This window comes from Pseudomonas yamanorum, assembly GCF_013386765.1.
Taxonomy (GTDB): Bacteria; Pseudomonadota; Gammaproteobacteria; order Pseudomonadales; family Pseudomonadaceae; genus Aquipseudomonas; species Aquipseudomonas yamanorum_A.
Genome location: NZ_JACARE010000003.1, coordinates 432,084 through 445,950, shown reverse-complemented (window position 1 = coordinate 445,950; position 13,867 = coordinate 432,084). Strand labels below are relative to the sequence as shown.

11 protein-coding genes are annotated in these 13,867 nt (G+C 61.9%); 10 read left to right on the top strand and 1 reads right to left on the bottom strand.

Annotated elements, in window-relative coordinates; genetic code table 11:
* The first annotated feature begins 78 nt into the window (after window positions 1-78).
* The 10 genes from urtB to ureC all read left to right on the top strand — a co-directional run bounded on the left by urtB (window position 79) and on the right by ureC (window position 8,718).
* Complete coding sequence (gene urtB / locus HX875_RS02565) at window positions 79-1,581, top strand: urea ABC transporter permease subunit UrtB (RefSeq protein ID WP_177041369.1); 1,503 nt, start codon at window positions 79-81, stop codon at window positions 1,579-1,581.
* Complete coding sequence (urtC, locus tag HX875_RS02560) at window positions 1,581-2,660, top strand: urea ABC transporter permease subunit UrtC (RefSeq protein ID WP_003217376.1); 1,080 nt, start codon at window positions 1,581-1,583, stop codon at window positions 2,658-2,660. Before urtB ends, urtC begins: the two co-directional genes overlap by 1 nt.
* Window positions 2,657-3,517 (top strand): urea ABC transporter ATP-binding protein UrtD, encoded by an 861-nt coding sequence (urtD, locus tag HX875_RS02555; RefSeq protein ID WP_371132039.1) that lies wholly within the window; start codon window positions 2,657-2,659, stop codon window positions 3,515-3,517. Before urtC ends, urtD begins: the two co-directional genes overlap by 4 nt.
* A 116-nt stretch (window positions 3,518-3,633) precedes the next feature.
* Complete coding sequence (gene urtE / locus HX875_RS02550) at window positions 3,634-4,332, top strand: urea ABC transporter ATP-binding subunit UrtE (protein WP_010173963.1); 699 nt, start codon at window positions 3,634-3,636, stop codon at window positions 4,330-4,332.
* 30 nt (window positions 4,333-4,362) lie between these two features.
* Window positions 4,363-5,202 (top strand): urease accessory protein UreD, encoded by an 840-nt coding sequence (locus HX875_RS02545; protein WP_177041367.1) that lies wholly within the window; start codon window positions 4,363-4,365, stop codon window positions 5,200-5,202.
* A gap of 3 nt (window positions 5,203-5,205) precedes the next feature.
* The gene (ureA, locus tag HX875_RS02540) at window positions 5,206-5,508 is read left to right on the top strand and encodes an urease subunit gamma (protein ID WP_032878149.1); all 303 of its coding nucleotides are present in this window, start codon (window positions 5,206-5,208) and stop codon (window positions 5,506-5,508) included.
* Window positions 5,509-5,517: 9 nt separating this feature from the next.
* Window positions 5,518-6,039, top strand: coding sequence for a GNAT family N-acetyltransferase (locus HX875_RS02535; protein WP_177041365.1), 522 nt, complete (start codon window positions 5,518-5,520; stop codon window positions 6,037-6,039).
* A gap of 5 nt (window positions 6,040-6,044) precedes the next feature.
* Entirely contained in the window at window positions 6,045-6,575 is a 531-nt protein-coding gene (locus HX875_RS02530) for a GNAT family N-acetyltransferase (RefSeq protein WP_010173956.1), read from the top strand.
* Complete coding sequence (locus HX875_RS02525; RefSeq protein ID WP_177039716.1) at window positions 6,572-6,877, top strand: urease subunit beta; 306 nt, start codon at window positions 6,572-6,574, stop codon at window positions 6,875-6,877. The genes HX875_RS02530 and HX875_RS02525 overlap by 4 nt, the downstream gene beginning before the upstream one ends.
* 140 nt (window positions 6,878-7,017) lie before the next feature.
* Window positions 7,018-8,718, top strand: coding sequence for an urease subunit alpha (gene ureC / locus HX875_RS02520; protein ID WP_177041363.1), 1,701 nt, complete (start codon window positions 7,018-7,020; stop codon window positions 8,716-8,718).
* On the opposite strand, the gene HX875_RS02515 is transcribed toward ureC, so the two are convergent.
* The gene (locus tag HX875_RS02515; RefSeq protein ID WP_177041361.1) at window positions 8,715-13,862 is read right to left on the bottom strand and encodes a dermonecrotic toxin domain-containing protein; all 5,148 of its coding nucleotides are present in this window, start codon (window positions 13,860-13,862) and stop codon (window positions 8,715-8,717) included. The genes ureC and HX875_RS02515 overlap by 4 nt on opposite strands.
* Between the last annotated feature and the right edge of the window lie 5 nt (window positions 13,863-13,867).

Below are 13,867 nucleotides of genomic sequence, written 5' to 3'. Positions count from 1 at the left end.
CGGACACCTCGATAGGTCTGATGCACCGCTATCGCAGGCAAGCCAGCTCCCACATTTGTTCGAGCAAGGCCCAAGAATATGCCCACTGCCCTCCACCGCTTCATCCTCGCCGCCCTGCTGTTGCTGCCCCTCGCCGCACACGCCAGCGACGCCGAAGACTTCCTTGCCGCCAACCCGATGCAACAAGCCAAGCTGCTCCAGGACTGGGCCGCCCAGCCCGACCCGGCGCGCATCGAGCTGGTGGACGCCCTGCAACAAGGTCAGATCACGGTCAACGGCGAAACCAAGACCGTACGCCTGAACAATCGCCTGCGCGGCCTGATCGACAACGTGCAAGCCAGCCAGCAACTGCTCGCCGCCGACCCCAAGGTGCGCCTTGGCGCCGCGCAAACCCTGCAAAAAAGCGCCACACCTGCGCAGCTGAAATTCCTCGACCAGCAACTCGCCGGCGAAACCAACGACGACGTGCATGTGGCCCTGAGCCTCGCCCTGGCCAACCTGCAACTGGTGGACGCCGACCCGGCCGTGCGCCTGGCCGCCGTGCGTTTGCTCGGAGGCACCGGCGACCCGCTGGCCCGCACCCGCCTTGAGGCCCTGCTCGCCCCCGGCGTCGAAGCCGACGCCGCCGTGCACACCGCCGCCGAAACCAGCCTGGCCCAGGTCAAGCGCAAACTGATGGTGGGCGAGATCCTCGGCCAGGCCTTCAGTGGCATGTCCCTGGGTTCGATCCTGCTGCTGGCCGCGCTCGGCCTGGCGATCACCTTCGGCCTGCTCGGGGTGATCAACATGGCCCACGGCGAGATGCTGATGCTCGGCGCCTACTCCACTTATGTGGTGCAGTTGCTGATGCAGCGCTACGTGCCCCAGGCCATCGAGTTCTACCCGCTGGTCGCGCTGCCGGTGGCGTTTTTTGTCACCGCCGCCATCGGCATGGCCCTGGAGCGCACGGTGATCCGTCACCTGTACGGCCGCCCGCTGGAAACCCTGCTCGCCACCTGGGGCATCAGCCTGATGCTGATCCAGCTGGTGCGTCTGGTGTTCGGTGCGCAGAACGTTGAAGTGGCCAACCCCGAGTGGCTGTCCGGCGGGATCCAGGTGCTGCCCAACCTGGTGCTGCCGTACAACCGCATCGTGATCATCGCCTTCGCGCTGTGCGTGGTGGTGCTGACCTGGCTGCTGCTGAACAAGACCCGCCTGGGCCTCAACGTGCGGGCCGTGACCCAGAACCGCAACATGGCCGCCTGCTGCGGCGTGCCCACCGGGCGCGTGGACATGCTTGCCTTCGGCCTCGGTTCCGGCATCGCCGGCCTCGGCGGCGTTGCCTTGAGCCAGATCGGCAACGTCGGCCCGGACCTCGGCCAGAGCTACATCATCGACTCGTTCCTGGTGGTGGTGCTCGGTGGCGTCGGCCAGTTGGCCGGCAGTGTCATGGCCGCCTTCGGCCTGGGGATAGCCAACAAGATTCTCGAACCCCAGATCGGTGCCGTGCTCGGCAAGATCCTGATCCTCGCGCTGATCATTCTGTTCATCCAGAAACGCCCGCAAGGACTCTTCGCACTGAAAGGACGGGTGATCGACTGATGAACCAGCCATTGATGCTCACGGCCGCGCAAAAGGCCGGCCCCAAGGTGACCGTCGCGGTCGGTGCAGTGGTGCTGATCCTGCTGCTGGCGCTGCCGTTGTTCTCGCTGCTGTCACCGGAAAACCCGCTGCACGTTTCCGCCTACACGCTGACGCTGGTGGGCAAGATCCTGTGCTACGCCATCGTCGCCCTGGCGTTGGATCTGGTGTGGGGTTATGCCGGGATGTTGTCCCTCGGCCACGGCCTGTTTTTCGCGCTGGGCGGTTATGCCATGGGCATGTACCTGATGCGCCAGGCGTCCGGCGATGAGCTGCCGGCATTCATGACCTTTTTGTCGTGGACCGAATTGCCGTGGTACTGGACCGGCACCAGCCACTTCCTCTGGGCGATGTGCCTGGTGGTGTTGGCGCCGGGCTTGCTGGCGCTGGTGTTCGGGTTCTTCGCCTTCCGCTCGCGGATCAAGGGCGTGTATTTCTCGATCATGACCCAGGCCCTGACGTTTGCCGGGATGCTGTTGTTCTTCCGCAACGAGACCGGGTTTGGCGGCAACAACGGCTTTACCAATTTCCGCAGCATCCTCGGGTTCGGCATCACCGAACCGGGCACGCGGGCGGCGCTGTTTGTGGCCACCGTGGTGCTGTTGGTGGCGAGCCTGTACATCGGCTGGCGCCTGGCCCAGAGCAAGTTCGGCCGGGTACTGACCGCGCTGCGGGATGCGGAAAACCGCCTGATGTTCTGCGGCTACGATCCACGCGGCTTCAAGCTGTTTGTGTGGGTGTTGAGCGCGGTGTTGTGCGGCCTGGCGGGTGCGTTGTATGTGCCGCAGGTGGGCATCATCAACCCCAGCGAAATGTCGCCGACCAACTCCATCGAAGCTGCCGTGTGGGTGGCCCTCGGTGGTCGCGGAACACTGATCGGCCCGCTGCTGGGCGCCGGCGTGGTCAACGGCATGAAGAGCTGGTTCACCGTGGCGTTTCCTGAGTATTGGCTGTTCTTCCTCGGTGCGCTGTTCATCATCGTCACCCTGTATCTGCCCAAGGGTGTGATCGGCCTGCTGAAGAAAAGGGGCGACCAATGAGAATCACAGCGACGGCGGAATTCATGCTCGAACCCATTCTGGAACCGAACAAAGACCAGGGCAGCGCCCGTGATGCCATCGGCCTCGGCCAGTCGGCCGGCAAGGGCCTGAACACCCGTCACGGCACCATCCTGACCCTGGAAGACATCAGCGTCAGCTTCGACGGCTTCAAGGCCTTGAACGACCTGAACCTGTACATCGGCGTCGGCGAACTGCGCTGCATCATCGGCCCCAACGGCGCGGGCAAGACCACGCTGATGGACGTGATCACCGGCAAGACCCGGCCCAGCCACGGCAAGGCCTGGTTCGGCGAAACCCTGGACCTGACCAGCATGAGCGAAGTACAGATCGCCCAGGCCGGCATCGGGCGCAAGTTCCAGAAGCCCACGGTGTTCGAAGCCCTGAGCGTGTTCGAAAACCTCGAGCTGGCGCAGAACACCGACAAGTCGGTGTGGGCCAGCCTGCGGGCGCGCCTGAGCGGGGAGCAGAAAGACCGCATCAGCGAAGTCCTCGACACTATCCGTCTCACCGCTTCGGTCAATCGCCCCGCCGGCTTGCTGTCCCACGGCCAGAAGCAGTTCCTGGAAATCGGCATGCTGCTGATGCAAGACCCGCAACTGTTGCTGCTGGACGAACCGGTGGCGGGCATGACCGACGCCGAAACCGAATTCACCGCCGAGCTGTTCAAGCGCCTGGCGGGCAAGCACTCGCTGATGGTGGTGGAGCACGACATGGGCTTTGTCGGCTCGATTGCCGACCACGTCACGGTGCTGCACCAGGGCAGCGTGCTGGCCGAAGGGTCGCTTGCACAGGTGCAGGAAAATGAGCGGGTGATCGAGGTTTACCTAGGTCGCTGATGCTTTATGTGGGAGCTGGCTTGCCTGCGATGGCCTCGACACGGTGCCACTGATACACCGCGTCGCCTGTATCGCAGGCAAGCCAGCTCCCACAAGGAATTGAGGAGATTTTGAACATGCTGCAAGTCGACAAGCTGCACCAGTACTACGGCGGTAGCCACATCCTGCGCGGGCTTTCCTTTGAGGTAAAAGTCGGCGAAGTCACCTGCCTGCTGGGCCGCAACGGCGTGGGCAAGACCACCTTGCTCAAGTGCCTGATGGGTTTGCTGCCGGCCAAGGAAGGTGCGGTGAACTGGGAAGGCAAGGCCATTACCGGCTTCAAGCCGCACCAGCGGGTGCACGCCGGTATTGCCTACGTGCCTCAAGGCCGGGAGATTTTTGGCCGGCTGACCGTGGAAGAAAACCTGCTGATGGGCCTCTCGCGCTTTCCCGGCGCCGAGGCCAGGGAAGTGCCAGCCTTCATCTACGAACTGTTCCCGGTGCTGCTGCAAATGAAGCAACGCCGTGGCGGCGACTTGTCCGGCGGCCAGCAACAGCAACTGGCTATCGGACGGGCCCTGGCCAGCCGCCCGCGCCTGTTGATTCTCGACGAGCCCACCGAAGGCATCCAGCCGTCGGTGATCAAGGAGATCGGCGCGGTGATCAAAAAACTCGCAGCGCGGGGCGACATGGCGATTCTGCTGGTGGAGCAGTTCTACGATTTTGCCGCCGAACTGGCCGACCAATACCTGGTGATGTCCCGGGGCGAAATCGTCCAGCAGGGGCGTGGAGAAAATATGGAAAGCGAGGGTGTGCGCGGGCTCGTTACGATCTAATCTGTAGCGTCCTAACGATAAGCACTGACCATGACTCTACCTGCCCCCACCGCGCTGTTCACCCCCAGCTGGCACGCCGAGCTGGAACTCGGCTACGCGCGTTTCGGCGACACCACGCGCCCGGTGATGCGTCGCCACCTCGGCCCGCTGCGGGTGCAAAAGCACCTGTACGCCGAAGGCCCCGAGGTGTGCCAACACATCATCGTGCACCCGCCGGGCGGGATTGCCGGCGGTGACCGCCTCGACATCACGGCCCATGTCGCCGAAGGTGCCTGGGCACAACTGACCAGCCCCGGCGCAGCCAAGTGGTACCGCGCCAATGGCCCGGCCTTTCAAACACTGGAGCTGACGGTTGAGGCGGGCGCCACCCTGGAGTGGCTGCCGCAGGAGACCATCGTGTTCAGCGCCGCCCAGGCCGAACTCACCACCCGCATCGACCTGCAAGGCGATGCCCGGCTGTTTTACTGGGACGTGGTCGCCCTCGGACGCCCCGCCAGCGGTGAGCGTTTCGACCTCGGGCACTTCCAGTCGCACCTGGATATTCGCCGCGACGGCCAGTTGATTTGGCATGAGCGCCAGCGCATTGTGGGCGCCGACGGTTTGCTCGACTCGCCCATCGGGCTGGATGGGCAACCGGTGTTCGCGACCTTGCTGGTGACCGGTGAAATCGACAGTGAATTACTCGAACAATGCCGCTCCCTGCCCCACGCGGTACGCGGCGACCTGACCCAATTGCCCGGCTTGCTGGTGGCCCGCTGCCTGGCCAGTGAAGCGCTGCAGGCACGGGGCTGGCTGATTGATTTATGGCGGCTGCTGCGCCCGGCCGTGCTGGGCCGTGAAGCCGTCTCACCCAGAATCTGGAGCACCTGAACCATGGACCTGACCCCACGGGAAAAAGACAAACTGCTGATCTTCACCGCCGGCCTGGTGGCCGAGCGGCGCCTGGCGCGCGGTGTGAAACTCAACTACCCGGAAACCATCGCCTACATCTCCGCCGCACTGATGGAAGGCGCCCGCGATGGCCGCACGGTCGCCGAGTTGATGCACTTCGGCACCACCCTCCTCAGCCGCGAACAAGTGATGGAAGGCATCCCGGAAATGATCCCGGACATCCAGGTGGAAGCGACCTTTCCCGACGGCACCAAGCTGGTCACCGTCCACCAACCTATCGCCTGAGGCCCGGCCATGTCCTTTTTGATTCGTGATGCGCTGCACGCCGATTTGCCAGGGATTCGCGATATCTACAACGACGCAGTGCTCAACACTACGGCGATCTGGAACGAACAGCCGGTGGACCTGGGCAACCGCCAGGCCTGGTTCAGCGCGCGCCAGGCGCAGTTTTACCCGATCCTGGTGGCGGTCGAGGATGAGCAGGTCATCGGCTATGCCTCGTTCGGCGACTGGCGGCCCTTCGAGGGCTTTCGCCACACCGTCGAACATTCGGTGTACGTGCGCAGCGACCAGCGCGGCAAAGGCCTCGGCCCGCAGTTGATGCAGGCACTGATCGAGCGGGCGAAAACCTGCGACAAACACGTGATGGTTGCCGCCATCGAGAGCGGCAACCAGGCCTCGATCCGCCTGCATGAGCGCCTGGGTTTTGTCACCACCGGGCAGATGCCCCAGGTCGGCACCAAGTTCGGCCGCTGGCTGGACCTGACCTTCATGCAACTGACACTCAACCCTGGCGCCGAACCGCCCAAGGAGTGACACCGATGAACGCCCAACTGCGTCGAGTCAATGCCGAGAGTTTTGCCCATTACCGCCAGGGCCTGGTTGAGCTGTTGCTGGACGCCGTAAAGCACGGCGCTTCGGTAGGCTTCATGGCCGACTTCGACGAAACCCAGGCCCGCAGTTACCTCAGCGGCGTGCAGGCGAGTATCGAGGACGGCAGCCTGCTGCTGTGGGTGGTGGTGCGCGATGAAGTGGTGGTGGCCAGCGTGCAGTTGGCGCTGTGCCTGAAGGCCAACGGCCTGAACCGTGCCGAAGTGCAAAAGCTGCTGGTGCACAGCGAGGCCCGGCGCCGAGGCCTCGGCCAACAGCTGATGGCCGCGCTGGAACTGAGCGCCCGCCAATACAAGCGCGGGCTGTTGTACCTGGACACCGAAGCCGGCTCCGGCGCCGAAGCCTTCTACCAGTCGCTGCGCTACACCAAGATCGGTGAACTGCCCAACTACTGCCAAAGCCCGGACGGGCGCTACACCCCGACCGCCATCTACTTCAAGACCCTGGGACAACCTGCATGATTCCTGGCGAATTTCAGATCCAGCCTGGCGACATCGAACTCAACGTGGGCCGGCGTACCGCTACCCTGAGCGTGGCCAACAGCGGCGACCGGCCGATTCAGGTCGGCTCCCATTACCATTTTTTCGAGACCAACGACGCGTTGACCTTCGACCGTGCCGCCAGCCGTGGCATGCGCCTGAATATCCCGGCGGGCACGGCCGTGCGCTTTGAGCCGGGGCAGAGTCGCGAAGTGGAACTGGTGGAGCTGAGCGGCAAGCGCCGGGTGTTCGGGTTTGCCGGACGGATCATGGGCGACCTGTAGTTTTTCTGGTGTCTGCTCGGGCCTCATCGCAGGCAAGCCAGCTCCCACAGGGGAATGCGTTCCAAATGTGGGAGCGGGTTTGCCCGCGATAGAGAACGAAGCGAACGATTTCAAACTTTCCTGAATCTCAAGGCATGCACATGAAGATTTCCAGACAAGCCTACGCCGACATGTACGGCCCCACCGTCGGTGACAAGGTCCGCCTGGCCGACACCGAGCTGTTCGTCGAAGTCGAACAGGACTTCACCGTCTACGGCGAAGAAGTCAAATTCGGCGGCGGCAAAGTGATTCGCGATGGCCAGGGCCAGAGCCAACTGCTCGCCCATGAAGTGGTCGACACCCTGATCACCAACGCGCTGATCATCGATCACTGGGGCATCGTCAAGGCCGACGTCGGCCTGAAAAACGGTCGCATCTTTGCCATCGGCAAAGCCGGCAACCCGGACATCCAGCCCGGCGTGACCATCTGCGTCGGCGCCAGCACCGAGGTGATCGCCGGTGAAGGCATGATCCTCACCGCCGGCGGTATCGACACCCACATCCACTTCATTTGTCCGCAGCAAATCGAAGAAGCACTGACCAGTGGCGTCACCACCATGATCGGCGGCGGCACCGGGCCGGCCACCGGCACCAACGCCACCACCTGCACCTCGGGCCCGTGGCATTTGGCACGCATGCTCCAGGCCTCCGACTCGTTCCCGATGAACATCGGCTTCACCGGCAAGGGCAACGCGAGTTTGCCGGAGCCGTTGATCGAACAGGTCAAGGCCGGCGCCATCGGCCTCAAGCTCCACGAAGACTGGGGTACCACCCCGGCGACCATCGACAACTGCCTGAGCGTGGCCGACGAGTACGACGTGCAGGTGGCGATCCACAGCGACACCCTCAACGAATCCGGCTTTGTCGAAACCACCCTCGCCGCGTTCAAGGGCCGCACCATCCACACCTACCACACCGAAGGTGCCGGTGGCGGTCACGCACCCGACATCATCAAGGCCTGCGGCTTGCCCAATGTGCTGCCCAGCTCCACCAACCCGACCCGGCCGTTTACCCGCAACACCATCGACGAACACCTGGACATGTTGATGGTCTGCCATCACCTGGACCCGAGCATTGCCGAAGACGTGGCCTTCGCCGAAAGCCGCATCCGCCGTGAGACGATCGCCGCCGAAGACATCCTGCACGACCTCGGCGCGTTCTCGATGATCAGCTCCGACAGCCAGGCCATGGGCCGCGTCGGCGAAGTGATCACCCGCACCTGGCAGACCGCCGACAAGATGAAAAAACAGCGCGGCCCGCTGCCGGGAGACGGCGCAGGCAACGACAACTTCCGCGCCAAGCGCTACATCGCCAAGTACACCATCAACCCGGCGATCACCCACGGCATCAGCCATGAAGTGGGCTCCATCGAAGTGGGCAAATGGGCGGATCTGGTGCTATGGCGCCCGGCGTTTTTCGGGATCAAGCCGACCTTGATCCTCAAGGGCGGCGCGATTGCCTCAAGCCTGATGGGCGATGCCAACGCCTCGATCCCAACGCCGCAGCCGGTGCATTACCGCCCGATGTTTGCCAGCTTCGGCAGCTCGCTGCACGCCACCAGCCTGACGTTTATCAGCCAGGCGGCATTGGCGGCGGGGTTGCCCGAGCAATTGGGATTGAAGAAGCAGATTGCGGTGGTCAAGGGGTGCCGCAGCGTGCAGAAAACCGACCTGATCCACAACGATTACCTGCCGGATATCGAGGTGGATCCGCAGACATACCAGGTCAAGGCCGACGGTGTATTGCTGTGGTGTGAGCCTGCGGAGGTTTTGCCGATGGCCCAGCGTTACTTTCTGTTCTAGGCAACTTCACTGATCGCCTGGTCGGTCAACCTCTGGTTCAGGGTTATCAGCTCGGCATTGATGCGGTCGAATGCGTCGCGATATTCCGAGTCGGACATTAGCCGCCCAGGCTCACTGTCAGCGCCAGAGCGGCCCAGGCGTTGCGCCGCCTGGCCGATAGTCTGGCGCAAGGCCTGCCTTGCACTCTCGCTCAGGCCCGCATCACCGGCCCACTTTTTCTGCGCAGCCTGGTAATCGATCAACGCGTCGAATTTTTCGGCAAACACTGCGTACTCAGCGTGATGGGCACGCTGCAGGAAGTCAGTCCACATTGGCTGTTCAAGCAAGTGGGTACGCAGCTGTTCCCCTTGATCGAGCGCTTTTACGCGTTCGAACGCCGAATCGACCATCGACGGGGTCACGTAGTCCTCGCGAAACATCATGGTCCTGGATTGCCACGGTAAATCCAGCCGGGTCGCCAACGGGACGGTATACGCCAAATAGATCTCGACCTCATCGATGTCGTCGATGGGCTCTCCGTGAGCGTCTTCATGCTGAACGCGCTGGCCCTGTTCGTCATACTCCGGAAATTTGACTCCCTGCTCCAGCAGCCGCGCCACGCGATCATGAGCAACGCGCCCCAGCTCATCCAACCGCCACTTGCCCCGGGCGAGTTTGAACACAGCCCGGCGCACTGAGGCCACATCCTCGCTGAAATAGGCTGACCGCAGCAGTACCACAACCCCCATCGAATTGAACAACTGTGCGCCAGCATCAACGCAGGCCGTGGTGTCTCTTGCCATCAAGAACAACTCTTCTCGCAGCAACACGTCTTCACCCATGGCCTCCAGCATGCGCCAGACTTTGGCGGTCAGTTCCGGCAACCATCGACCGCCTGGCGCCAGCGCATCGCCGGAATTCCTGACTGCTCTGATTACGTCGAAAAAACCTTCCGAGCCAAACGCTCCCTCAAGCATTTCCCATAACAGCTGCCTGGAAGGCCACTCCTCATCCGAATAACCGGTTTTCCACAGGTCACTGTCAAGACTCCCTCTGGCAGGCATACGGCGATCCGGATCCCGCCCGGCAGCCTCAATGTACGACTTGAACCGTGCAAGCTGATCAGGCTCCAACCCGTCGCGGGAGAGGAAGGTTCGCGCCACAATCAGCGCCTTATCGGAGCCGGGCGCAAATTCGGGAACCCGAGATAGAGGGTTGTTCTGCATATCCAGGATGAAATCCGCTGGCCGGGGCACGCGGAACACGCCGGTGGGCCATTCCTGCAGGCCTGTGTCATTCAGTAAAAGTCTGCGCAACAGGGGCATCCGGCTGACATCGGGTGACAAGCCAAGCGGGTTAATGCTCAGGGCCAACTCTCTCAACTGAACACAGCCCTTCAGCCGCAGGACATCTTCAGACGTCAAGACAATGTGGTTGCCCCCCAGCGACAGCCGCCTCAGGTGTGGCATCTGCTCGATGGCCGCCGGCAGTTGAGTCAGCTCGCAGGCCTCCACATTCAATCGACGTAGCCCCCGAAAGTTTGCAAGGAACGGCACGATGTCCGCATCCGTCACATCCACGTCATACAACCCGACGTAGGTGACATGATCGAAGTTTGCCGTTAACGCAGGCAACGCTTGCAACTGCTGACCCAGCTCCACTTCGTGCCATTCTATTTTCTGCCCCAGATAGCGACCATGGGCATCGAGGTGCCCTGGGCCGACTCGTTTCCAGGCATCAATCAGCGTGTCATAAATCCTGCGTCTGGCGCTAAGCACCTTGCGGTCCTCTGCGCCAAAACGCTCCACACCTTCCTTATGTGTGCTCATCCACCTCATCAATGTGGATTGCATGGTTTTGTACTCATCCTCTAACGCCTTGAGCCACGTGAGATCAACGGCGCCCCGCTCCTGGATCATTGTGAGCATTTCGTCACGCGCCATATGCGGGTAAAGCTTACGAACCCGCTCCTGCGTGATCTGATCCCATTGATTCCCCCCGCGCCCACTCAACGGATACCCGCGACGGCCATCAGGGAAGGTCTGCCACGGCCGAAAAGATGTCCGTCTTGCCGGTTGCATACCCAAGCTGCCAGCCAACTGTTCACGGGGGATCGCATGTTGAATCACCAACACTTTCAACTCCTCCCCCTGACCAACATGGGGCAGACCGATCCTGTTGCGATGAGCATCGGGCAACGCGTGTTGCAACGTGCCATAGAGACCATTGATGCCATGTAATTGCTGACCGCGGCCGTCAAAAGCCTGATAGCGCCCATCACCCACCCGTACCAGTATTTTGCGATCTGTCGCGTTCTTCGGACCAAGGCTGGCCCGCAACACCCCCTCAACGCCTGCCTCGCGTATTTCCAGGCGCAGGTTATCCGACCAACCCGGCAACGCCGGTAAGGTGTTGAGCACCAGGGCTTCAGTGTCAGGACCCGCCATGGCTTCCAGGTACAACCCCTCATAGGCCAGCGCAAGGCGAAACCGGCGCTGCATCACCCTGGCATTTTCAGCCAACTCCAGCGGAATACGTCGGCTGTCGACCATTTTCTGTAACTGCTTCGGCGGGACGTCTGCCAGCAGCTCTTGCGCCATCAGGCCAGGCAGGCTCGAGAAATCGCGTTGAATCAAGGCGACAGGACTATCGACCTTTGGCCGCTGCGTCTCGTAGATACTGCGCATCAAGCGCACCTTGGCGCCTTTGGCATGGTTTTCCAGCTGATCGCGCAATGCATCAATGCGCGCCTGCGGGTCTTTTGGGGGATAGATCTCTATCAAGTCCTCCAGCTCGCGTTCATCCAGAAACTCGACAATACGCCTGGGCAATAGGCCGTTCACCAAGTCATCACGGCTGACCCTCAAGGTCTCGGCTCTGCTGGCACTCTGGTTACCGTATTTGACCGAGTCGCCCTCCAGGGTCGTCGCCACAAACGCCTCAATGGCCTTGGCCTTCGGCCACCTCGGCATTTCCACTGCAAGAGAGGCCGAGTAACTGCATAAGGCGTCGGGGAGCAGGTTGGCCCGGATGCCTTGCGCTACCTGTTCAGCATCGTGGTAGGCCCTGAACTGGCGCAGCGTGTCGAGCAAAATGGCCGGTACCGGCTCGCCCTCCACGTGCACGCGGCGCAGCACATCCTCGCTCACATCCGCCACGTGTCGAACCTGCTGCAACTGGGTATCGCTCAAACCCTCCGTCATCGGCCCCAAACGCCGCATCAGCTTCACGCCCTCCCAACTGTGCGGGCTCTCTGCCTCATGATTCCAGAGGCCAGCGCCATTTTCCGTCAGTTTCGGTTGGTAGGCGTCTGACCGGGTGGGATGGGTGATGCTGTACCGGTCAAGCACTGGGTCTTTCTGCAACGCATACCGCCGGCCTTCCAAGAGCAGCAGGGTTTTACCATTGAAGGTGTGCAACCCCCGCTCATCAGACGTGGCGGTTCCAGGTAGCGGCGAGGTGTGCTCGTAGGCTGACAGGTCCGGTTTCCATAGGCGGGTCTTGCCGCTGGGCAAGGTCACCGCCTTGAGCTGCTCGATGAAAGGCGAGACCGTAAAGTGCAGCGCCGCTCCCTGCACCACCAGCAACGCCAGGTTTTCCAGCACATCGGTGATGTGCGACCAACCGGCCTCGCGGTCACCTTGGCTCAGTTCGGTGACGCCTTCAACGATCTCGTAGAGCAGTTGGCCGGCCGTCACGGCAGTCATCACCACGCCCAACGGCGGCACGGCCATCCCCACCAGGTTCAAGGCAAACAGGCCGATACTCAAGTAATGCGCCGCTCGCCGTGAACGCGAGGCCTCGTCAGCCTCCGCAGTGCTCACCGCCTGGTTTCGGGCATCCGCCAGCATCTGCCCGCGCAAGCTGGCATAGCGATAAACCCAAAGGTCCACGCTCGTCACAAGACCGTTGAGCTCGTAGGCCTGGATATTGAATTCGGGGTCGGTCGCAGAAACGCGCACAGACGGCTGCGGCTCGTCATAGGAGGGTTCAGTGGAAAAAGACGGCGCCGTCAGTAACCGCCCCCACTCCGAACGCAACCACTGCTCCCCGAACGGCTGGGGAGGAGCGTCCACCACCAGTTCCGTCAGCCTGCGGTAGTAGTACGCACGATCCGCGTCGGCTACGAACCTTGCGAAAAATTGCTGATACTGCGTGGCTGTCCAGCCGTTGGAGCGGTCGGCGGTCCTACTGGCACTCGCCGTCAAGCGATCGGTCAGCTCCTTGCTGAATTCCTCGAATGACTCATAACGCTTGATGGGATGGTCGGGGTCATCGGGGATGTAGACAATAACCCAGCACGGAAGACGAGGCTGGCGACAGGGAGCGATGATCAAGCATTCACGCAAGGCCAGGTTCATCAGGCTGAGGCGGCGGTACCGGACCCGTTTGCCGTCGAGCATGATGCGCTTTTCTCCCGTTTCCACGCGCTGCAACAGCGCGTAATCGCTGTGGCCGATATCGCCCTTGATCAGCGCCAGGTGAGCCGCCACCTTGAAGGCGTCTATCTGATAGCGGACATAGGGCTTGCGGCCGTCGGGATGGTGCAACATTGGCCGCAGGTAAGTCAGATATTGATCGCCCAGATCCAGCTCACGGCACAGTTGTGCGAAGGTATGGATTTCCAGGGTTGTGGTGTGGCGCTCGAAATGGCCCTGCTCATTCGGTGCCGTGATAAACCCCGAGGCGCTGTCGAAAAAATCCTCCTCGGCCTCGCGCGCCTCAAAGTTGCAGAGCGCGGCTTTGAGCAACGAAAACGTCTTGACCTTGAAACCGCCGGTCTTTGCACCAAAAGCGTTTTCGACCGGGAAATACAGGCGTAGCCAGGTTTGATTGACGTCCAGTACATGGCCGGACGCTTTTAATTTCGCCTCCAGCAATGGCTGGGCAAACGCTTGCAGCAGTTGGATGCTGCTGAAGTATTTCTCCAGTTTGTTCTGCGAAACACAACGGGCGTCCAGCAGCGTGCTGAGCTGATCCTTCTGCGCCTGGGAAGCAGCGGCATACCAAGCAGGAATATCTGGCGAGGTTTCTTTGAGGGCCCGGCGACGCGGTGGCGAGCTGTTGATGAGGCAGGTCGGAATCGCCTGTTTGATCAACGTGTAATGTTGCCCTTTATCTCCGGGCGGGAGGGTTGGTGGGGTGGTAACCGTGAGATCCGGCATGGGAT

Excerpts from the sequence above, each read along its gene's own strand:
- urtB (WP_177041369.1), top strand. The coding sequence starts at position 79 with ATGCCCACTGCCCTCCACCGCTTCATCCTCGCCGCCCTGCTGTTGCTG.
- urtC (WP_003217376.1), top strand. The coding sequence starts at position 1,581 with ATGAACCAGCCATTGATGCTCACGGCCGCGCAAAAGGCCGGCCCCAAG.
- urtD (WP_371132039.1), top strand. The coding sequence starts at position 2,657 with ATGAGAATCACAGCGACGGCGGAATTCATGCTCGAACCCATTCTGGAA.
- urtE (WP_010173963.1), top strand. The coding sequence starts at position 3,634 with ATGCTGCAAGTCGACAAGCTGCACCAGTACTACGGCGGTAGCCACATC.
- HX875_RS02545 (WP_177041367.1), top strand. The coding sequence starts at position 4,363 with ATGACTCTACCTGCCCCCACCGCGCTGTTCACCCCCAGCTGGCACGCC.
- ureA (WP_032878149.1), top strand. The coding sequence starts at position 5,206 with ATGGACCTGACCCCACGGGAAAAAGACAAACTGCTGATCTTCACCGCC.
- HX875_RS02535 (WP_177041365.1), top strand. The coding sequence starts at position 5,518 with ATGTCCTTTTTGATTCGTGATGCGCTGCACGCCGATTTGCCAGGGATT.
- HX875_RS02530 (WP_010173956.1), top strand. The coding sequence starts at position 6,045 with ATGAACGCCCAACTGCGTCGAGTCAATGCCGAGAGTTTTGCCCATTAC.
- HX875_RS02525 (WP_177039716.1), top strand. The coding sequence starts at position 6,572 with ATGATTCCTGGCGAATTTCAGATCCAGCCTGGCGACATCGAACTCAAC.
- ureC (WP_177041363.1), top strand. The coding sequence starts at position 7,018 with ATGAAGATTTCCAGACAAGCCTACGCCGACATGTACGGCCCCACCGTC.
- HX875_RS02515 (WP_177041361.1), bottom strand. The coding sequence starts at position 13,862 with ATGCCGGATCTCACGGTTACCACCCCACCAACCCTCCCGCCCGGAGAT.